This window comes from Mesorhizobium sp. B2-7-2 (assembly GCF_006440775.1).
Lineage (GTDB): Bacteria > Pseudomonadota > Alphaproteobacteria > Rhizobiales > Rhizobiaceae > Mesorhizobium.
Genome location: NZ_VFTZ01000007.1, coordinates 138,907 through 158,787 on the forward strand (window position 1 = coordinate 138,907; position 19,881 = coordinate 158,787).

Sequence of the window (19,881 nt, forward strand, 5' to 3'; positions counted from 1 at the left end):
GAACATCAACGATGGTTGCCCAGGCTGGCATACATGCCGGTGGTGCGAAACTGCGTCGGATTGATGCCGTAACAGCGGCGAAAGACCTTGGAGAAATAGTTTGCATCCTCGAAGCCGCACAGCACCGCGACTTCCTTGACCGGCAGGAAATCGGCCTTGGTCAGGAGTTTCGCCGCCCGCTGCAGACGCTGCTGCAGCACGAATTCGGCCGGCGGCAATCCTTCGCTCTCAGCGAAGCAGCGCGAGAAATGGGCGCGGCTCAAGCCACTGATCTGGACCAGCTCCGCCACGGGCAGCGGCTTGTCGAGATTGGCGTTGATGTGGTCGATGACCGGCTGCATGGCGCTTTGCTTCTCGGCGAAGGCGTGCGAGCCGAAGACGTCGTCATAAAGCGCCATTGCCGCCTCATAGGCGATCGCCGAGGCCGCGCCTGGCGAAGCGGCGCCCTTGATCAGCCGCAGGCTGCAATCGGCAAGGTGATCGATGGTGGCCGGCTGCAGCCGCAGCACCGGGCCCGAGACGCTGAGGATGGACTTGTGGATGCGTAGCGCCTCCTCGCCGTTCATCGAGATCCAGAAGTATTCCCAGCGGTCGCCCTTGGCCAACCAGTAGCGATGGTTGTGCGGCACCAGAACCAGCAGCGTGTCGTTCGCCTGCAGGCGGTAATTGCGGCTCTCGTAGCGCAATTGACCGGTGCCGCCGATCGTATGCTGGAGCACGGTGAACGGGGTCTGGCCGCGCTTCCTGCCGTCCCAGTCATATGCCTCGTCCTCGCGCAGTTCATAGCCCGTGCTGGTCGGCATGGCATGCAGGCGCTGGCGGCCGCGCGGCAGCGAGATCGTCCGCATCAGCTTTCCGTTGGCGATCAGGTCCCGCAGCACAAAATTACCCTCGAAAGCATAATCCTTCTCTGGCCCCCTCGGCGAATAAGCGCATAATCCGGCTCTCAAGAACGCGAAAGACCCGCGGTCGAGGAGCGGGCGGGAGGAGAAAGAGCCGGATTTCCGGCTTTGGGTGGCATGCGCGCTGCTGCGCGCGGCCATGTTCTCTCCTTTGCTCCTTGCCTAGCATTCGATTGGATCGAGGTGAAGGTGATGAGTTTCAAAATCGCTATTATCGGCGCCGGCAGCGTCGGATTCACCAAGAAGCTGTTCACCGACATTCTGTGCGTGCCGGAGTTCGAGGATATCGAATTCGCGCTGACAGATGTCAGCGAGCACAATCTGGCGATGATCAAGGCGATCCTCGACAGGATCGTCGAGGCGAACAAGTTGCCGACCAGGGTGACGGCGACCACCAACCGCCGCGAGGCGCTGGAGGGCGCGCGCTATATCATCAGCTGCGTGCGCGTCGGCGGGCTGGAGGCCTATGCCGACGACATCCGCATCCCGCTGAAATACGGCATCGACCAATGCGTCGGCGACACGATCTGCGCCGGCGGCATTCTCTACGGCCAGCGCAACATTCCGGTGATCCTCGACTTCTGCAAGGATATAAGGGAGGTCGCCGCCACCGGTGCCAAGTTCCTCAACTACGCCAACCCGATGGCGATGAACACCTGGGCCGCGATCGAATACGGCAAGGTCGACACGGTCGGCCTCTGCCACGGCGTTCAGCATGGCGCCGAGCAGATTGCCCAGGTGCTCGGCGCGAAGTCGCCCAAGGAGCTCGACTATGTCTGTTCCGGCATCAACCACCAGACCTGGTTCATCGAGCTCAGGCTGAACGGCCGGCCGATCGGCAAGGACGAATTGATCTCCGCCTTCGAGGCGCATCCGGTCTATTCGAAGCAGGAAAAGCTTCGCATCGACGTGCTGAAGCGTTTTGGGGTCTATTCGACCGAAAGTAACGGCCATCTGTCGGAATATCTGCCCTGGTATCGCAAGCGTCCCGACGAGATCGCGCGCTGGATCGATATGTCCGACTGGATCCATGGCGAGACGGGCGGCTACCTGCGCTATTCGACCGAAACCCGCAACTGGTTCGAGACGGAATATCCGCAGTTCCTCGAAGCGGCCTCGAAACCGATCGACCCGGCAAAACGCTCGAACGAACACGCCAGCCACATCCTCGAGGCGCTCGAGACCAACCGGGTCTATCGCGGTCATTTCAACGTCAAGAACAACGGCGTGATCACCAACCTGCCGCAGGACGCCATCATCGAATCGCCCGGCTTCGTCGACCGGTTCGGCATCAACATGGCCGCCGGCATCACCTTGCCGGAAGCCTGCGCCGCCACCTGCATGGCTTCGATCAACGTCCAGCGCATGTCGGTGCATGCCGCGATCGCCGGCGATATCGACCTGTTGAAGCTCGCCGTGCTGCACGATCCGCTGGTCGGAGCCGTGTCGACGCCGGAAGAGGTCTGGCAGATGGTGGACGAGATGGTCGTCGCGCAGGCTCAATGGCTGCCGCAATATGCGCATGCCGTTCCGGCGGCAAAGGAGCGGCTTTCGAAATCCAAGGTCAAGACGCGTGAATGGGCGGGCGCGGCGCGGCGCAGCGTGCGCTCGATCGAGGAATTGCGCGCCGAAAAGGCGGCGCTGAAACAGGCCGGCTGAGACCGGGACAAGCAGCCGGACCCGCAGGAGGCAGGTCCCGTCGGAATAAGCCGTCCCGAACAAGAGGCGGGCAACAGCAGACATCCAAACATCTGGGAGGAGACTATGAGGAACCTGCATAGAATTGGCATCGCCGCCGGGCTGATGCTCAGCGTTTCGGTCCACGCACTCAACGCTTTCGCGTCCGAACCGACAGTGCCGCCGCAGCCGGCGACATTCCCGGCCGAAGGCAAGATCCACTATGTGGCGCGCGACTCCATCCTGGAGTTCAAGGCGCTGCCCGAATATCACGAGCCGGACTGGGTGACGGAGAAATACGTCAAGACCGGCAAGCTGCCGCCGGTCAAGGACAGGCTGCCCAAGGAGCCGCTGGTCTTCAAGACCGGCAACATGCCCGACGGCATCGGCGTCTATGGCGACACGATGCGCCACGTCATCGGCGGCAGGCCGGAAGGCTGGAACTACGGCGCCGGCCAGACGCAAGGCTGGGGCGGCATCGATATCGGCCTGTCCGAATGCCTGACGCGCACGGCGCCGCTGTTCCAGGTCGAGGCCAAGGACACCGAGCCGCTGCCGAACCTCGCCAAGAGCTGGGACTGGTCGAGCGACGGCCACAAGCTCACCATGCATCTGATCGAAGGCGCCAAATGGTCCGACGGCGCGCCCTTCAACGCCGACGACGTCATGTTCTACTGGGATGACGAGGTCGTCGATCCCAACGTCTCGCCGCTGAACGGCGCCACGCCAGAGACTTTTGGGGTCGGCACGACGCTGAAGAAGGTCGACGACTACACCGTCGAGTGGACTTTCAAGGAGGCGTTCCCGCGACAATATCTCTATGCGATGGCCTACGGCACCTTCTGTCCCGGCCCTTCGCATATCCTGAAGCCGCAGCATCCGAAATATTCGAAGAACACCTACGATCAGTTCAAGAATGCCTTCCCGCCGGACTATATGAACATGCCGGTGATGGGCGCCTGGGTGCCGGTCGAATACCGGCCGGACGATATCATCGTCTTGCGGCGCAACCCCTACTATTGGAAGGTCGACGAAAAGGGCAACCAGCTGCCCTATCTCAACGAGCTGCAATACAAGCTGTCGACCTGGGCCGACCGCGACGTCCAGGCGGTGGCGGGCTCGGGCGACTTCTCGAACCTTGAGCAGCCCGAGAATTTCGTCGCCTCGCTGAAGCGCGCGGCCGACTCGAACGCGCCGGCCCGGCTTGCCTTCGGCCCGCGCCTCATCGGCTACAATCTGCGCATGAATTTCTCCGCCAATGGCTGGGGCAACCCGGACGAACGCGGCCAGGCGGTGCGTGAATTGAACCGCAACGAGGACTTCCGCAAGGCGGTGACCATGGCGCTCGACCGCAAGGCGCTGGGCGACTCGCTGGTCAAGGGTCCGTTCACCGCCATCTATCCGGGCGGCTTCTCGTCGGGTACCAGCTTCTATGACCGCAAGTCGACGGTCTACTATCCGTTCGATCTCAACGGCGCCAAGGCCGAGCTTGCAAAGGCCGGGCTGAAGGACACCGACGGCGACGGCATCGTGAACTTCCCGGCCGGCACCGCCGGCGGCAAGAATGTCGAGATCGTGATGCTGGTCAACAACGACTACACCACCGACAAGAGCCTTGCCGAAGGCGTGGTCGCGCAGATGGAAAAGCTCGGGCTGAGGGTCGTGCTCAACGGGGTCAACGGAACGCAGCGCGACGCCATCCAATATTCCGGCCGTTTCGACTGGCTGATCCGGCGCAACGAGACCGAGCTGACCTCGGTGGTGCAGAACACCGAGCAACTTGCTCCCGTCGGCCCGAAGACCAGCTGGAATCACCGCGCACCGGAAAGCGGCGAGGTCGACCTGATGCCCTTCGAGAAGGACCTCGTGGACATCGTCAACAAGTTCGTGACGACGCAGGACAACGACCAGCGTGCCGACCTGATGCGAAAGTTCCAGAAGATATCGACCGAGCATGTCTACAATGTCGGGCTGACGGAGTATCCGGGCGCGCTCATCATCAACAAGCGCTTCTCCAACATCCCGCAAGGCACGCCGATCTACATGTTCAACTGGGCCGAGGATTCGATCGTCCGCGAACGTGTCTTCGTCGCCGCCGACAAGCAGGCGAAGCACGAATTGTATCCGGAGGAGCTTCCCGGCAAACCGGGTGACAAGGGTCCGATGTAAGGTTTACCTCCCCTGACGAAAGGACGTCCGGCCGCGCCGCGGCGCGGCCGGACAACGAAACCTCCGAACGCACCTCAGGGAGCGACCGCCAGAAAGGAAGCTGACCGCCCATGCTGCGATTCCTGCTTATGCGCATAGCGTCGGCGCTTCCCGTCCTCGCCATTTTGAGCCTCGTCACCTTCGCCATCATCCAGGCGCCGCCCGGCGACTATGCGGATTACATCCGCTCGCAGCTGATCAACCAGGGCGGCGCTTCCTACGCCGAGGCTGAAGCGCAAGCCCAGGCCTACCGCGTCGAGCACGGCCTCGATAAGCCGCTGCCCGTCCAGTACCTCAACTGGATCGGCGGCATCGTCACCCGCGGCGATTTCGGCTACAGCCTCTACTACAACAAGCCTGTGGCCGATGTGGTGGGCGAGCGCCTGCCGCGCACCTTGCTTCTGGCGCTGGTCTGCCATCTGCTCGCCTCGGTGCTCGGCATCAGCTTCGGCATATGGGCGGCGACGCGACAGTATAGCTGGATCGACTCGACACTTTCGGCGATCTCGTTCCTCGGCATGACGGTGCCGCGCTTCCTGATGGCGCTGATCATCGTCTATCTCTTGGTCTTCCAGTTCAACGTCTCCGAGATCGGCTCGTTCTTCTCGCCGCAATATGGCGGCGCGCCCTGGTCGTGGGCGAAGTTCGTCGACCTCATCAAACATGTCTGGCCGGTTGTGGCCATCGCGACCTTCGGCGGCCTCGCCTACAATATGCGCGTCATGCGTGGCAATCTGCTCGACACGCTCAACGCGCAATATGTCGAGACGGCCAAGGCCAAGGGCCTGACCGGCGGCGCCGTCGTCATGCGGCACGCTGTGCCCAACGCGCTGCATCCGCTGGTGATGTATCAAGGCGTGGTGCTGCCCTATATGCTCACCGGCGAGATCGAGACGGCAATCATCTTCGCGCTGCCCACTGTCGGCCCGGCGATCGTCGGCTCGATGGCGGTCGGCGACGTCTATGTCACCGCGACCTTCATGATGGTGCTGTCGGCGACGCTGATCGTCGGCAACATCATCGCCGACATGCTGCTGGTCCTGCTCGACCCGCGCATCCGCCAGTTCGGGGAGCGCTAGATGCTGGCCCGCGATCCCTCACCCCTGCCGCTGCCGGCCGAAAGCGTCCCGGTGGCCGAAGCCGCGCATGGCAATGAGAGCTACATCGCGCTTGTCTGGCGCCGGCTGAAGCGTTCCTGGACCGGCATGGCCGGGCTTTGCCTGGTCGCGCTCTTGCTTGTCATGGCGGTGTTCGCCGAATTCCTGGCGCCGATGGATCCCAAGGCGACCGACGTCGCCTTCGCGCCGCCGCAACTGCCCGCCTTCCACGACAAGGACGGCAATTTCGTCGCGCGGCCGCGGGTCTATGCGCTGGCCGATTCGGCCGATCTCGATCCGGTCACCTTCCAGCCGATCGTCGGCCCCGACTACGACCATCCAAGGCTGCTCGGCTTCTTCGTCGAAGGCGCGCCCTACAAGCTTCTCGGTTTCGTCCCGGCGAACCGGCATTTCTTCGCCTCGATGGACGGCCAGCCGGTGCATTTCCTCGGCACCGACAAGTTCGGCCGCGATGTGCTGTCGCGCGCCATATACGGCTCGCGCGTGTCGCTGATGATCGCGCTGACGGTGGTCTTCATCATCACGGTCATCGGCACCAGCGTCGGCATGATCTCCGGCTATTTCGGCGGCAAGTTCGACGTCTGGATGCAGCGCTTCGTCGAGCTTGTGCTCGCCTTTCCGCAATTGCCGCTTTATCTGGCGCTGACGACGCTGATCCCGGTCACCGCGCCGACCAATGTCTTCCTCGCCTTCGTCATCATCGTCATGTCGGCGCTGGGCTGGGCGCAGATGTCGCGCGAGGTGCGCGGCAAGACGCTGGCGCTGGCGCGGATCGACTATGTGCGCGCCGCCATGGCGGTCGGTGCCACCGACCGGCGCATCATCATGCAGCACATCTTCCCCAATGTGATGAGCCATGTGATCGTCGCCGTGACGCTGGCGATCCCGACGGTGGTGCTGCTCGAATCCTTCCTTGGCTTCCTCGGTTTCGCGGTGAAGCCGCCGCTGATCTCCTGGGGCCTGATGCTGCAGGACACGGCGACCTATTCGGTCATCGGCACCTATCCCTGGATCCTGTCGCCGGTCGGCTTCGTGCTGATCACCGTCTTTGCCTTCAACGCGCTGGGCGACGGCCTGCGCGATGCCGTCGATCCTTATTGAGGTGGCCGGATGACGACGATCGCGCTCGCAGACTCCCTCGCGCCGGCCGTCCGGCTCGACCATGGCGGACGCCATGACCAACCCGTCATCGACGCCCGCAACATCGAGGTCGCGTTCAAGGTCGAGCACGGCACCGTCGAGGCGGTCAAGGACGTCTCCTTCCAGATCTATCGCGGCGAGACTATCGCGATCGTGGGCGAGTCCGGCTCCGGCAAGTCGGTGACGGCGCGCACCGTCATGGGGCTGCTGTCCAGGCGGGCAACCGTCTCGCCGCGATCGAGCGTCGAATATCTCGGGCAGAACATCCTGAAATTCCCCGAGAGCGCCCGGCGCAAGCTGCGCGGCAACCGCATCTCGATGATCTTCCAGGAGCCGATGAGCTCGCTCAACCCGATCTATACGGTCGGCAGCCAGATCGTCGAGGCGATCCGGGTGCATCGCAAAGTCGGCCGCAGACAAGCCTGGGCGCGCGCGCTCGAGCTTCTACGGCATGTCCAGATCCCCGAGCCGGAGGCAAGGCTCAAGCAGTATCCGCATCAGCTGTCGGGCGGTCAGCGGCAGCGGGTGATGATCGCCATGGCCTTGGCCAACGAACCCGACGTGCTGATTGCCGACGAGCCGACCACGGCGCTCGACGTCACGGTGCAGGCGCAGATCCTGAACCTGATCCGCAACCTGCAGAAGGAACTGCGGATGGCGGTGATCCTGATCACCCACGATCTCACCGTGGTGCGCAAGTTCTCCGACTACGTCTATGTCATGCAGCATGGCGAAATGCGCGAGCACAACGTCACCGAGCGGCTGTTCGCCGATCCGCGGCACCCTTACACGCAGCGGCTGCTCGCCTCCGAGCCGCGCGGCCGCCCGCAGCCGCTGCCGGAGGGCAGCGGCACCATCCTCGAGGCGAACGGCGTGCGCGTCTGCTTCATGCTGCGCCACGGCTCGTTCCTCAAGCCGGACTGGCGCGAGCTGGTCGCGGTCGACGACCTCGACCTGAAGCTTTGCCGTCACGAGACGCTGGGACTGGTCGGCGAATCCGGCTCCGGCAAGACCAGCTTCGGCCAGGCGCTGATCAGGCTGGCCGACGCCAAGCGCGGCGAGATCCGCTTCGACGGCCAGCCGATCCAGAACTTCTCGCGCACCGAGATGCGGCCGCTGCGCTCGCGCATGCAGGTCGTCTTCCAGGATCCCTTCTCCTCGCTCAACCCGCGCATGACGATCGGCCAGATCATCGAGGAAGGCCTGGTCGTCAACAGGCTGGGCGCGACGCGGCGCGAGCGGAACGAGCGGGTGCGCGAGGCGCTGGTCAGCGCCGGCATGCCCGGTAACATCCTGTCGCGCTTCCCGCACGAGTTCTCCGGCGGCCAGCGACAGCGCATCGCGATCGCGCGCGCCATCGCGCTGGAGCCCGAATTCATCCTGCTCGACGAGCCGACTTCGGCGCTCGACCTTTCGGTGCAGGCGCAGATCATCGACCTGTTGCGCAAGCTGCAGGACGAGCGCGGCCTGAGCTATCTGTTCATCTCGCACGACCTCAAGGTGGTGCGGGCGCTCTGCCACCGCGTCATCGTCATGCAACACGGCAAGATCGTCGAGCAGGGGCCCGTCGACGAGGTCCTTTCCAATCCCAAGACCGCCTACACCGAACGGCTCGTCAGGGCCGCTTTCGACGTGGCTTAGAAGTGCCGGAGGTTTTTACAGTGGCAAAGAATCCCAGGATCACGTTCATCGGCGCCGGCTCGACGGTGTTCATGAAGAACATCGTCGGCGACGTGCTGCAGCGGCCAGCGCTGTCGGGCGCCACCATCGCATTGATGGACATCAACCCGCAGCGGCTGGAAGAAAGCGCCGTCGTCGTCAACAAGCTGATCGCGACGCTCGGCGTCAAGGCGAAGGCCGAGACCTATTCCGACCAGCGCAAGGCGCTGAAGGGCGCCGACTTCGTCGTCGTCGCCTTCCAGATCGGCGGCTACGAGCCCTGCACCGTCACCGATTTCGAGGTGCCGAAGAAATACGGCTTGCGCCAGACGATCGCCGACACGCTCGGCGTCGGCGGCATCATGCGGGGCCTTAGGACCGTGCCGCATCTATGGAATATCTGCGAGGACATGCTCGCGGTCTGCCCGGAAGCGATCATGCTGCAATATGTCAACCCGATGGCGATCAACACCTGGGCGATCGCCGAGAAATATCCCACGATCAAGCAGGTCGGGCTCTGCCACTCGGTGCAGGGCACGGCGATGGAACTGGCGCACGATCTCGACCTTCCCTATGAGGAGATCCGCTACCGCTCGGCCGGCATCAACCACATGGCGTTTTATCTCAAGTTCGAGCATCGCCAGCCGGACGGCACCTACCGCGACCTTTATCCCGACCTTGTGCGCGCCTACCGCGAGGGTCGTGCGCCAAAACCCGGCTGGAACCCGCGCTGCCCGAACAAGGTGCGCTACGAGATGCTGACCCGGCTCGGCTATTTCGTTACCGAAAGCTCGGAGCATTTCGCCGAATACACGCCCTATTTCATCAAGGACGGACGCGGCGACCTGATCGAGAAATACGGCATCCCGCTCGACGAATATCCGAAACGCTGCATCGAGCAGATCGAGCGCTGGAAGGGCGAGGCGGAGGCCTACCGCTCGGCCGACCGGATCGAGGTCGAGCAATCCAGGGAATACGCTTCCTCGATCATGAATTCGGTCTGGACCGGCGAACCGTCGGTGATCTACGGCAATGTGCGCAACAATGGCTGCATCACCTCGCTGCCTTTCGACTGCGCGGCGGAAGTGCCGTGCCTGGTCGATGCCTCCGGCATCCAGCCCACTTACATCGGCGAATTGCCGCCGCAGCTGACGGCGCTGATCCGCACCAACATCAATGTGCAGGAGCTGACGGTGCGGGCGCTGATGAGCGAGAACCGCGAGCACATCTACCACGCGGCGATGATGGACCCTCATACGGCGGCCGAGCTCGACCTCGATCAGATCTGGTCCTTGGTGGACGACCTGCTTGCCGCGCATGGCGACTGGCTGCCGGCCTGGGCACGAGGCCGGCGCAAGAGCGCGGCCGCCTGAATCCCGGAATTAGGCCCCGGCCTTCTCGCGCTCGACGGCGCGCCAGCCGATGTCGTGGCGGTAAAAGCCTTGTGGCCAGTCGATCTGGTCGATCGCCGCATACGCCTTTGCCTGCGCCTCGCCGACGGTCTTGCCGAGCGCGGTGACGTTGAGCACACGGCCGCCATTGGCGACCAGCGCACCGCCATTGATGGCGGTGCCGGCATGGAAGACCTGGACGCCCTCGCCTTCCGCCTTGTCGAGACCGCGGATGACGGAGCCCTTTTCCGGCGTGCCGGGATAACCCCTGGCCGCCATCACCACGGTCAACGCCGTCTCGTCGCTCCAGCGGACCGACATATGCGCGAGCTGGCCGTCGACGGCGGCGTTGAGCAGGACGAGCAAATCGTCCTTTAGCCGCATCATCAGCACCTGGCATTCGGGATCGCCGAAGCGGGTGTTATATTCGATCAGCTTGGGGCCCTGGTCGGTGATCATCAGGCCGGCGAAGAGGATGCCGGCGAAAGGCGCGCCGATGTTGGCCATGCCGCGCATGGTGGGCTCGATGATCTCGCGCATGGTGCGCTCGGTCATTTCCGGCGTCATCACCGGCGCCGGCGAATAGGCACCCATGCCGCCGGTGTTCGGCCCGGTATCGCCGTCACCGACGCGCTTGTGGTCCTGTGCAGTGCCGAAGGGGAGCGCGGTGGCGCCGTCGCACAGGCAGAAGAAGCTTGCCTCCTCGCCGGTCAGATATTCCTCGACCACGACCTCGGCGCCGGCCGCGCCGAAGGCGCCGTCGAAGCAGGCTTCGAGCGCGGCGTTCGCCTCGTCCTGCGTCATGGCGATGGTGACGCCCTTGCCGGCGGCAAGCCCGTCGGCCTTGATGACGATCGGCGCGCCTGTCTTCCCGACATAGGCCTTCGCCGAGGCGAGGTCGCTGAAGCGGCCATAGGCGGCGGTCGGGATGTTGAACTTGGCGCAAAGATCCTTGGTGAAGCCCTTCGAGCCCTCGAGCCGCGCCGCCGCCCTGGAGGGGCCGAAGACGCGGATGCCCCAGGCGCGCAGATCGTCGGCGATGCCGGCCACCAGCGGACCTTCCGGGCCGACGACGACGAGGTCGATCTTCTTCTCCTGGCAGAAGGCGGCCACAGTGGAATGGTCGGCGACGTCCAGCTTCACCTGTTCGGCGACGCGGCCGATGCCCGGATTGCCGGGCGAGGCGTAGAGCTTCGTCAGCAGCGGCGAGGCGGACATCTTCCAGGCGAGCGCATGTTCGCGGCCGCCCGAGCCGAGAAGAAGAACGTTCATGGCCACCTCTTGCTGATCGTCTCCCTAAACCCGCTATTGGTCCGCGGGCGACGGGTCAAGGAGTCTTGACATTTTGGCGGCAATTGCGCACGGGAACATGGGCCTCTTCAAGGCTGATGAGATAAGTTCCGCGTTCGGCTAGGCTAGAGCAATTCCGGGGAGATTAGCTGAAGCCTCCTCAACCTCGTCATTCTAGGGCGGAGCGACGCGAAGCGGCGCGCAGACCCTAGAATCCATGCCGTTGCCTTAGCCGAAGGATGCAAACGGCGCAGAATTCTGCAACGCTTCAAGGTCACGGCATGGATCCTCGGGTCTGCGCGCGTCGCTTCGCTCCTTGCTCCGCCCGTGGATGACGAAGTGACGTTTCGGCCAATCCCCAAGGCATGGACTGCCGGCGCAAATATAGCCGACCAATCAAAAATTCCTGTACCAGGGGAAACACACCAGCTCTGGAAAACGCCTCAGCTCTGGAAAATGACGGGGAACCAATCCTCGCGCAGTTTCTGGCCGGGCTTCATGTCGTGCCCCGGATAGGGCGGCGAGGTGCGGCCGGGACGTTCGACATAATGCGCGTCGTCGCCGACCCAGCGCAGCGACAGTGCCCGGCGCCGCGCCGCCGTCATGTTGCCGCGCGCGCCATGCGCGGTGCGGAAATCGAACAGGATGGCGTCGCCCGGCTCCATCTCCCATTCGAGCACCTTCATCGAGGCGTCGTTGTCGGGGTCGGGCACCGGCCGGTAGTCGCCCTCGCCGGCATAAAAGTTGTCGTCGTTCAGCCAGCGCACCGGCAGCACCATCTTTTCCCATCTGTGCGAGCCGGCGATCAGCCTCAGCGTCGCTTCCTTCACCGGATCGATCGGGATCCAGAAGCTCACCGTCTGGCTGCCGTCGACGAAGTAATAGGGAATGTCCTGGTGCCACGGCGTCGGCTTCTGCGTGCCGGGCTCCTTGACCAGGACGTGGTCGTGGAAGAACTGGGCGCTGCGCGACTGCATGACCGCAGCCGCGAGCTCGGCGGCCGGCGACTCGCGCACGATCCTGACGAATTCCGGGATGCGCTCCCAGTTGCAGTAATCGTCGAAGAAGCTGCCCTTGCCGCCGGCGATGTCGGAGGCGGCGGCGCTGCGGTTCTCAATGTTGCGCTCGATGCCGTCGGCGATGACACCGACCCAGTCCTTGAAGGCGCCGCGGATGCAGACCGCGCCATCGCGCTGGTAATCGGCAATCGTCGAGGCATCGATCATTGGGCTGGCCATGGCGCGTTCTCCTTGGGTTTGGCAAGCAACTATCGCAAGAGCCCGACATCGCGTAAAATAATAACTTGCCATCTGGTTTATAGTTTTTGCCTATGAGACTGACCCTCGCGCAATTGCGCTATGTCGTTGCCGTCGCCCGCTATGGCAGCGTGACCGCGGCAGCCCAGGCGCTGAACGTGTCGCAGCCGTCGATCTCGGTGGCGATCGACAATGTCGAGGACGCGCTTGGCCAGAAACTGTTCGTGCGCCAGCGCGGCAGCGGCGTTTCGCTGACATCCTTCGGCCGCAAGGCCGTCGCCAAGGCAAGGCAGGTGCTGGGCGAGGCGGACGAGCTGGCGGCGCTCGGTTCGCGCGACGCCGATGTCGGCGGCGAATTGGCGCTCGGCTGCTTCGAGGATCTGGCACCCTATTTCGCGCCGGCGCTCGTGCGCGTCTTCGCCGAACGCTGCCCGGCCGTCACGGTCGTCATAAGCGACGAGACTTTCGACACGCTCGGACGGCGCCTGGCCGACAGCGCCGTCGATCTCGGCCTCACCTACGATCTCGGCCTGCCCGGGCATTTCAAGCGCATTCTGCTGCATGAATTGCGGCCGCACGCGCTTCTGCCCGCCGGCCATGTGCTGGCGGACAAGCACGCCGTCAGCCTGGCCGAGCTTGCGCAGCATCCGCTGATCACCACCGACCAGCCGCACAGCTGGCAGCACATGCTGGACCTTTTCCTCAGCCGCGGCCTCTCGTCGATCGCCAGAACGACGACCAGCTCATTCGAGCTGCAGCGTTCCATGGTGGCCAACGGCTTCGGCGTCGCGGTCAGCTATACGAGGCCCTATGGCGACCGCAGCTATGACGGCCTGCCGCTGGTCTGCAAGCCGCTCTCCGATCCGCTGCCCATGCAGCGCATCATCCTGACCCACGACACGCGCCAGCGCCTGTCAAACGCAGCGGTCGCCTTCATCGAGGTCGCCAAGGCATGGTTTGCCGGTCACGATGTTTTCACCGCCTAGGTTTTCAGCGCTTGAGCGACAACGCGGCCGCTTGACGGCGCTGCTTGCTGCTGCCACTCCAGCGTGATGGAAACCGTCCAGTCGAAAGCGACCCAGGGCCGTGTCGCCGACGCGCCGAGCGGCCATTGGGTCTACCGCGTGCTGCCGCGCTGGCTGTGGCCCTATGCGCAGCTTGCGCGCTGGGACAGGCCGATCGGCTGGCAGCTGCTTTTGTGGCCCTGCTGGTGGTCGGCAGCACTTGCCGCGGGCGCCTATCCGCGCCCGACCGACCCGCTGCTGACGCTGCTGCCGACGCCTTGGTATCTATTGCTGTTCTTCATCGGCGCTGTCGCCATGCGCGGCGCCGGCTGCACCTATAACGATCTCGCCGACGAGGACATCGACAACCAGGTCGAGCGCACCCGCTCGCGGCCGCTGCCCGCCGGCAAGGTGACACGCCGCCAGGCCTGGGCTTTCGTCATCATCCAGGCGCTGGTGGGCTTGGCCGTGCTGTTGCAGTTCAACAGCTTCGCCATTCCGCTCGGCATCGCCTCACTGGCGATCGTCGCCGTCTACCCGTTCATGAAGCGCATCACCAACTGGCCGCAATTGGTGCTTGGGCTGGCCTTCTCCTGGGGCGCGCTGATGGGTTGGGCGGTCGAGTTCGGCGATCTCGATGATCCGGCGATCATGCTCTATATCGGCTCGATCCTGTGGGTGATCGGCTACGACACGATCTACGCGCATCAGGACAAAGAAGACGACGCCATTGTCGGTGTGCGCTCGACGGCGCGGCTGTTCGGCGACAACACAAAGACCTGGCTGGCCGGACTCTACGGCGGCGCGCTGATCTGCTTCGCCATCGCCTTCGCCTCGGCGCAGGTGCCGATCGTGGCGCTGGCCGGGCTGATCGCCGCCGGCGCACATATGGCGCGCCAGATCATCCGGCTCGACATCAACAATCCGGACCAGTGCCTGAAACTGTTCAAATCGAACAACCAGGTCGGCTGGCTGATCTTCCTCGGCCTGATCGGCGGTTCGGTGTGGATTTGGCTGAAGCCGCTGGTGTAGTGGGCGCCGCTTTTCCTTCTCCCCTTGTGGGAGAAGGTGGATCGGCGCGCAGCGCCGAGACGGATGAGGGGTGTTCCAGCGGAGTGAGACGTTGGTGTCATCTGGAGCACCCCTCATCCGGCCGCTTCGCGGCCACCTTCTCCCACAAGGGGAGAAGGAAAAACCGAGCTACTCCCTTGCGATAATCTCCTGGCCGTCGATGACCAGTCTCAAGCCCAGATTGCCGGCCTTGCGGCGGGCGAGGAAGCGCGGGCGGCGCGTGGTGGAGGCGCGGCCCTTGCGGCGCTCCTGCGGCGGCAGCGCCTTGATGGCGGCGCCGAGCGATTCTTCCAGGGTGCGGGCAATGCCGTCGGCCTCGATCAGCAGCATCGGCAGGCGATAGGCGTCGGCCCAGGCGCGCCAGTCGGCGGCGACGTCGTCGAGGTCGTCGGCGACCAGAAGCGGCACCGACAGCATCGGGTCATTGTGCAGAAGCTCGAGCGTCACGGTGACATTGCCGCTCGGATCCTCCATGGCGCGCGCGGCGACGCCGCGGAACGCCTTGGCGGGCAAAGCGATGATCGCCGGCACGCCGCTCATCTCCAGCACACGGCGGATGACGGCGCCGCGCTGGTCGATGGTGAAGGTGACATCGCCATAGTCGTCGCGGGTGGCATAGCTCACCATCTGCGGCAGGCGAAACGGGTCGAGACGCATGTTGCGCCCGGCCCAGACTGGCTTCAGTCCAGTGTTCATCGATGTCTTCCCTGTTAGTCCTGAGGGCCGTTTTCCGGTTCTCTCAGGGCCGGTTTTTCCGGCCTCGTTATGGGAAGAAACATTAGCGCTCGCTTCTTACCGGCGCGCTTAAGAAAGTCGGTTAAATTTTGCTGATCTGAGCCGATGGTTATCGGAATGCGACCGGCGCCCGATGTGGGAAGGATCAGATAACCTTACCGGGATTCATGATGCCGGCCGGATCGAAGGCCGCTTTCACGCGGCGCATCAGGTCGATCGCCATCGGCGGGGCCGTGGCGATCAGCTCGTCGCGCTTCAATTGGCCGATGCCGTGCTCTGCCGAGATCGAGCCGTGCAAGGACCGCACGACATCGTGCACGGCCTTGTTCATGGGGTGGTAGAGGTCGAGGAATGCTCCATCCTGCCAATCCACGGGTCGCGAGATGTTGTAGTGGAGATTGCCGTCGCCCATGTGGCCGAAGCAGACCACGCGCGCGCCGGGGCAAACCCCCTCCACCGCGCCGGCCGCCTTTTCGATGAACTCAGGGATCGAGGCGATCGGCACCGAGATGTCGTGCTTGATCGAAGCGCCCTCCGGCTTCTGGGATTCGGGCAAGGTCTCGCGGAAATTCCAGAAGGCCTCGCCCTGGGCAAGGCTTGCCGACACCACCGCATCGCCAACGATGCCCTGCTCGAGAGCCTCTGCCAGGATCTCTTCGATCAGCGCCTTGCCGTCCTCTTCGGAGCGGCCGGACGAAATCTGCATCAGCACATACCACGGCCAGTCGCCGGCCAGCGGCCGGGTGATGCCTTGGCCGTGCTTGAGCGTGAAATCGTATGGCCTTTTGCCGATCAGCTCGAAAGCGGTCAGCGATGCGCCGGCGCTGTCCATCGCCAGGGTGAACAGCGAAAGCGCGTCTTTCGGCGACGACGGCAGGCCGGCAAAGGCGACCTCCCTGCCCTTCGGCTTCGGGAACAATTTCAGCACCGCGGCAGTGATGATGCCGAGCGTGCCTTCGGCGCCAATGAAAAGGTTCTTCAGATCGTAGCCGGTGTTGTCCTTCTTCAATTTGCGCAGGTCGTCGAACACCTCGCCGGTCGGCAGCACCACCTCGACGCCGAGGCAGAGCTCGCGCGCATTGCCATAGGCAAGCACGCCCGTGCCGCCGGCATTGGAGGAGAGATTGCCGCCGATCTGGCAGGAGCCTTGCGCGCCGAGCGACAGCGGAAACAGCCGGTCGGCGGCGTCGGCCGCTTCCTGCAGCGTCTGCAGGATGACGCCGGCCTCTGCCGTCACCGTATTCGACAGGACATCGATCTCGCGGATGCGGTTCAGCCTGGACAGCGACAGCACGATGTCGCGACCGGATCTATCCGGCACCTGGGCGCCGACCAGCCCGGTGTTGCCGCTTTGCGGCACGATCGGCGTTCCGGTCTGGGTCGCCAGCCGCATGATGCGGCTCACTTCCTCGACGCTGCCAGGGCGCAGCACCAGCGATGTGCGGCCGTGCCAAAGGCCGCGCCGCTCGGTGACGTAAGGCGCGATGTCGGCCTGCTCGCGCAACGCATATTTGTCGCCGACGATTGCCGCGAAGCGGTCGATGAGGGCGGGATCGAGGTCCAAGGGCTGATCGTTCATGAGACTGAACCTAGAGCAATTCCAGGAAAAGTGTGAAGCGGTTTTCCGTCCGGAATTGCGTCAAAACAAAGAGATAGGCTCAGCCGGTCTTGTCACGCGGCGCGGCGGCACGGGCAAGCCGGTCGTTGATCGCCTCGCCCAGCCCCTCGAACGGGATCGGCTCGACGGCGATGGTCGCGGCGCCGACGCGGTCGAGCGCCTGCATGAAGGCGAACAGATTGCTGGCCGCCTCGCGCAGGTCGCCAGCCTCGGAGAGGTTGCGCAGCGCAACGGCCTGTTCCCAGCCCTCGGCACGGTTGCGGCCGAATGCAAGCAACGCCTCGCCTTCGGCAACTTTCTCGACGTTCAGCCGCATCGCGGCGCCCGGGGCGTAATGCGAGGCAAGCATGCCCGGCGCCTCGATGCCGCTGGCGCAGCGCGACAGCTTCGCGCCGGCCACCGCCTCGATCTCCTCGGCGCCGATGCCGCCGGGCCGCAGCAGGCGCAATTTGCCGTTCTCGACCTTGAGAATGGTCGATTCCAGGCCGACGGGCGTCGCGCCGCCATCGACGACCAGCCTGATCCTGTCGCCGAGGTCGGCGGCGACCGCTTGCGCTGTCGTGCCGCTGATTTTCCCGGAAGAATTGGCGCTGGGGGCTGCGAGCGGCCTGCCGAGCCGCGCGATCAGCTCGCCGCCGAACCCGCGCGGCATGCGCAGCGCAATGGTGTCCAGCCCCGCGGTGACCAGCGAATGGATGCCGTTGCCGCCGCGTTGCGGCAGCACCAGCGTCAGCGGACCAGGCCAGAAGGCATCGGCCAGTTTTGCCGAGAGCGGATCGAAGCCGGCGATACGGTCCGCCATCGCGCGATCGGCGACATGGGCGATCAGCGGGTTGAAGCGCGGCCGGCCCTTGGTCTCGAAGATGCGCGCCACGGCAACGCCGTTGGTGGCATCGCCGGCCAGGCCGTAAACCGTCTCGGTGGGGATGGCGACGACGTCGCCGCCTTCGAGCAGCGCCAGAGCCTGCTCCATAGCCTCGCCGACCGCCAGTATCTCAGCCAAATTTGCCACCAGTCCTGAACATGCCGGTCCCGTAATACGGCCGCTTGCATCGGGCAAGTGCGGGCATTGGCGATTTATCAATCCCTAAAATGTTAAGTTTCCGCGCAAGCCGGCTTCAATGTGCCGGCGCTATGGTGCGGGTTTGATGCGGTTGCGGGCTTGGGAGTATTTGTGATGCGTTTGCTTGGAGCGTTCGGGATCAGCCTTTTGGGGATGCACGGCGCGGCACATGCCTCGTCGATCGTCGTGGTCGGACCCTCTACGTCGACGCCGTCGATCGTCAAGCTGAATGCGATCGAACCGACCAAGCTGTCGGCGGCCTCGACGCCATCGATGATAGCGCTTGGCGATCCCATGCCCGCCGTCACCAACGAGAAGGTCGCAGCAATCCCCGCGAAGTCAGGGCATCAGCAGGCCCCGATGATCATTCGCGGCGGCATTGTCGGCGGCGCTTTCGAAACGCCCGCGGCCAAGCCCACAGCACCGGCAACAACAACCGCCGCCGCGCCGGCAAACGCCACCACGCCGGCAACGCCCGCGAACGGCACCGCGTCCGCTTCAAACGGCAACGGCGCAGCCGGCAGCCAGCCGGCCGCGACGGCCAATGCGTCGGGCGGCGCGCAGCCGCAAGGGTCAGTGCCGCGCGTCGGCAAGGCGATGTAGATCACACTGGGTCCGGCCTTGGTATGCTAGGCGCTTAACCTGTCCGATTCCCGTCATCGGGATCGGGCATGATTGCGCCGGTGTTTCAAAAGGGGGATTCATGACTGTTTCGAAAGCAATGGCCGTTGCCGCGCTGTTGGCGGCGACGACACTGGGCGCGGGTACGGCACGGGCCGACGACATGCTTGGCTCTTACACGGCGCGGATTTCCGACCGCGATCACCGCGCCAGCGATGGCTACCCGCTCGGCAGCGCGGCGCAGATGGTGCGGCAGGACCGCGCCAACTGGCACAAATTCCACCGGCACGACAGCGACGACCAGGGTGATTCCTGGTTCCGCAGCGACGGCTCGCGCGCCGACCTGCAGCGCATGCTGGAACGCGGCGGCGCCATGAGCAGCGCCACAAGGCGCGCCATCGTCAATGGCGAGCCATTGGTCGAGGTCGACGTCTATCCGGACAGCGTGCGGGTCAGCATAGTGGAGGATTGACGGGTCAATCTTTCCTGGAAGATTGACAAGAGCCGCACTGACGAAAAAGGGCGACGCGACGCGCCGCCCTCATACTTCAGACGAGAGGAGACGGCTCAGGCCGCTTCTTCCTTGTCGTCATCGTCGGACTTGTCGTCATCATCGGACTCGTCTTCATCCTCGTCGCCATCTTCATCTTCGTCATCGGACTCATCGTCGCCCGAGGCTTTGGCGTCTTCGTCGGCGTCTTCGTCGTCGCCGTCTTCGTCGCCTTCATCTTCATCGTCCGACTCGTCGTCGGCCGAGGCAGTGGTTTCCTCGTCGCCGTCTTCCTCGTCGTCTTCGGACGGATCGGCGGCTTCGACCGCCGCGGCGGCGGCGTGGTCGAGAAGGTTTTCGGAAGCGGAATCGATCGCCTCGGCGGCGGCCGGGGTCTCTTCAATCAGGTCGATATCGTCAACGGAATTCATGGCATGCCTCCGTGTTTGGGGAATGTCTTACGGCGCGCCCCGCGAAACGATCCCGGGCAACGCGCCTTAAGTCTTTGGTTGATGCATGTCGTTGCCCCAGAACCGCTCAACGCTTCTGGACGACATGCATGGTTGTCCCATGCGGAGGTCATCGTCATATGACTGTAAGCCGGCTCCGGTGCATTAAATTTCGGGCGCCGAATTGTT

General features: G+C 64.2%; 17 protein-coding genes. 10 read left to right on the forward strand and 7 right to left on the reverse strand.

All coding sequences use genetic code 11. From position 1 onward, the window contains the following. Positions 1-5: 5 nt before the first annotated feature. Complete coding sequence (locus FJ425_RS12085) at positions 6-1,043, reverse strand: AraC family transcriptional regulator (protein ID WP_348639823.1); 1,038 nt, start codon at positions 1,041-1,043, stop codon at positions 6-8. Between the two features lie 51 nt (positions 1,044-1,094). Here FJ425_RS12085 and FJ425_RS12090 point away from each other — a divergent pair, with 51 nt between their 5' ends. The 6 genes from FJ425_RS12090 (at position 1,095) to FJ425_RS12115 (ending at position 10,077) form a co-directional block, all read left to right on the forward strand. Further along, a complete protein-coding gene (locus FJ425_RS12090; protein WP_140634538.1) occupies positions 1,095-2,561 on the forward strand; it encodes an alpha-glucosidase/alpha-galactosidase in 1,467 nt (488 codons plus the stop codon). 105 nt (positions 2,562-2,666) lie between these two features. Beyond that, complete coding sequence (locus FJ425_RS12095; RefSeq protein WP_140723671.1) at positions 2,667-4,748, forward strand: ABC transporter substrate-binding protein; 2,082 nt, start codon at positions 2,667-2,669, stop codon at positions 4,746-4,748. A 110-nt stretch (positions 4,749-4,858) separates the two neighbouring features. Then, entirely contained in the window at positions 4,859-5,866 is a 1,008-nt protein-coding gene (locus tag FJ425_RS12100) for an ABC transporter permease (protein WP_140545715.1), read from the forward strand. Then, the gene (locus FJ425_RS12105) at positions 5,867-7,006 is read left to right on the forward strand and encodes an ABC transporter permease (protein ID WP_140723673.1); all 1,140 of its coding nucleotides are present in this window, start codon (positions 5,867-5,869) and stop codon (positions 7,004-7,006) included. Positions 7,007-7,015: 9 nt separating this feature from the next. Beyond that, positions 7,016-8,686: an ABC transporter ATP-binding protein gene (locus tag FJ425_RS12110; RefSeq protein ID WP_140545717.1), complete on the forward strand. Its 1,671-nt coding sequence runs from the start codon at positions 7,016-7,018 to the stop codon at positions 8,684-8,686. 20 nt (positions 8,687-8,706) lie between these two features. Then, positions 8,707-10,077, forward strand: coding sequence for an alpha-glucosidase/alpha-galactosidase (locus FJ425_RS12115; protein WP_140545718.1), 1,371 nt, complete (start codon positions 8,707-8,709; stop codon positions 10,075-10,077). Positions 10,078-10,086: 9 nt separating this feature from the next. Here the strand turns inward: FJ425_RS12115 and purD are convergent, their stop codons facing one another. Both purD and FJ425_RS12125 read right to left on the reverse strand, forming a co-directional pair. Beyond that, a complete protein-coding gene (purD, locus tag FJ425_RS12120) occupies positions 10,087-11,367 on the reverse strand; it encodes a phosphoribosylamine--glycine ligase (protein WP_140545719.1) in 1,281 nt (426 codons plus the stop codon). A 461-nt stretch (positions 11,368-11,828) separates the two neighbouring features. Continuing rightward, complete coding sequence (locus FJ425_RS12125; RefSeq protein WP_140547226.1) at positions 11,829-12,623, reverse strand: phytanoyl-CoA dioxygenase family protein; 795 nt, start codon at positions 12,621-12,623, stop codon at positions 11,829-11,831. Between the two features lie 92 nt (positions 12,624-12,715). Here FJ425_RS12125 and FJ425_RS12130 point away from each other — a divergent pair, with 92 nt between their 5' ends. Beyond that, entirely contained in the window at positions 12,716-13,627 is a 912-nt protein-coding gene (locus FJ425_RS12130; protein WP_140723676.1) for a LysR family transcriptional regulator, read from the forward strand. 66 nt (positions 13,628-13,693) lie between these two features. Next, positions 13,694-14,677, forward strand: a complete 984-nt coding sequence (gene ubiA / locus FJ425_RS12135) for a 4-hydroxybenzoate octaprenyltransferase (RefSeq protein ID WP_140723825.1) — start codon at positions 13,694-13,696, stop codon at positions 14,675-14,677. 168 nt (positions 14,678-14,845) lie between these two features. On the opposite strand, the gene FJ425_RS12140 is transcribed toward ubiA, so the two are convergent. From FJ425_RS12140 to FJ425_RS12150, 3 genes are all read right to left on the reverse strand, one after another. Beyond that, positions 14,846-15,412, reverse strand: coding sequence for a DUF6101 family protein (locus FJ425_RS12140; RefSeq protein WP_140723679.1), 567 nt, complete (start codon positions 15,410-15,412; stop codon positions 14,846-14,848). A 184-nt stretch (positions 15,413-15,596) separates the two neighbouring features. Continuing rightward, positions 15,597-17,030, reverse strand: coding sequence for an FAD-binding oxidoreductase (locus FJ425_RS12145; RefSeq protein WP_140723682.1), 1,434 nt, complete (start codon positions 17,028-17,030; stop codon positions 15,597-15,599). Positions 17,031-17,109: 79 nt separating this feature from the next. Next, positions 17,110-18,072 (reverse strand): L-threonylcarbamoyladenylate synthase, encoded by a 963-nt coding sequence (locus tag FJ425_RS12150; RefSeq protein WP_181175886.1) that lies wholly within the window; start codon positions 18,070-18,072, stop codon positions 17,110-17,112. A 174-nt stretch (positions 18,073-18,246) separates the two neighbouring features. Between FJ425_RS12150 and FJ425_RS12155 the strand changes: the two genes are divergently transcribed. Both FJ425_RS12155 and FJ425_RS12160 read left to right on the forward strand, forming a co-directional pair. Continuing rightward, on the forward strand, positions 18,247-18,735 hold the full coding sequence (locus FJ425_RS12155; protein ID WP_246677922.1) for a hypothetical protein: 489 nt from the start codon (positions 18,247-18,249) through the stop codon (positions 18,733-18,735). Between the two features lie 100 nt (positions 18,736-18,835). Continuing rightward, the gene (locus FJ425_RS12160; protein WP_140634558.1) at positions 18,836-19,225 is read left to right on the forward strand and encodes a hypothetical protein; all 390 of its coding nucleotides are present in this window, start codon (positions 18,836-18,838) and stop codon (positions 19,223-19,225) included. Positions 19,226-19,320: 95 nt separating this feature from the next. Here FJ425_RS12160 and FJ425_RS12165 read toward each other — a convergent pair whose 3' ends face one another. Then, entirely contained in the window at positions 19,321-19,674 is a 354-nt protein-coding gene (locus FJ425_RS12165; RefSeq protein WP_140634560.1) for an ATPase, read from the reverse strand. Between the last annotated feature and the right edge of the window lie 207 nt (positions 19,675-19,881).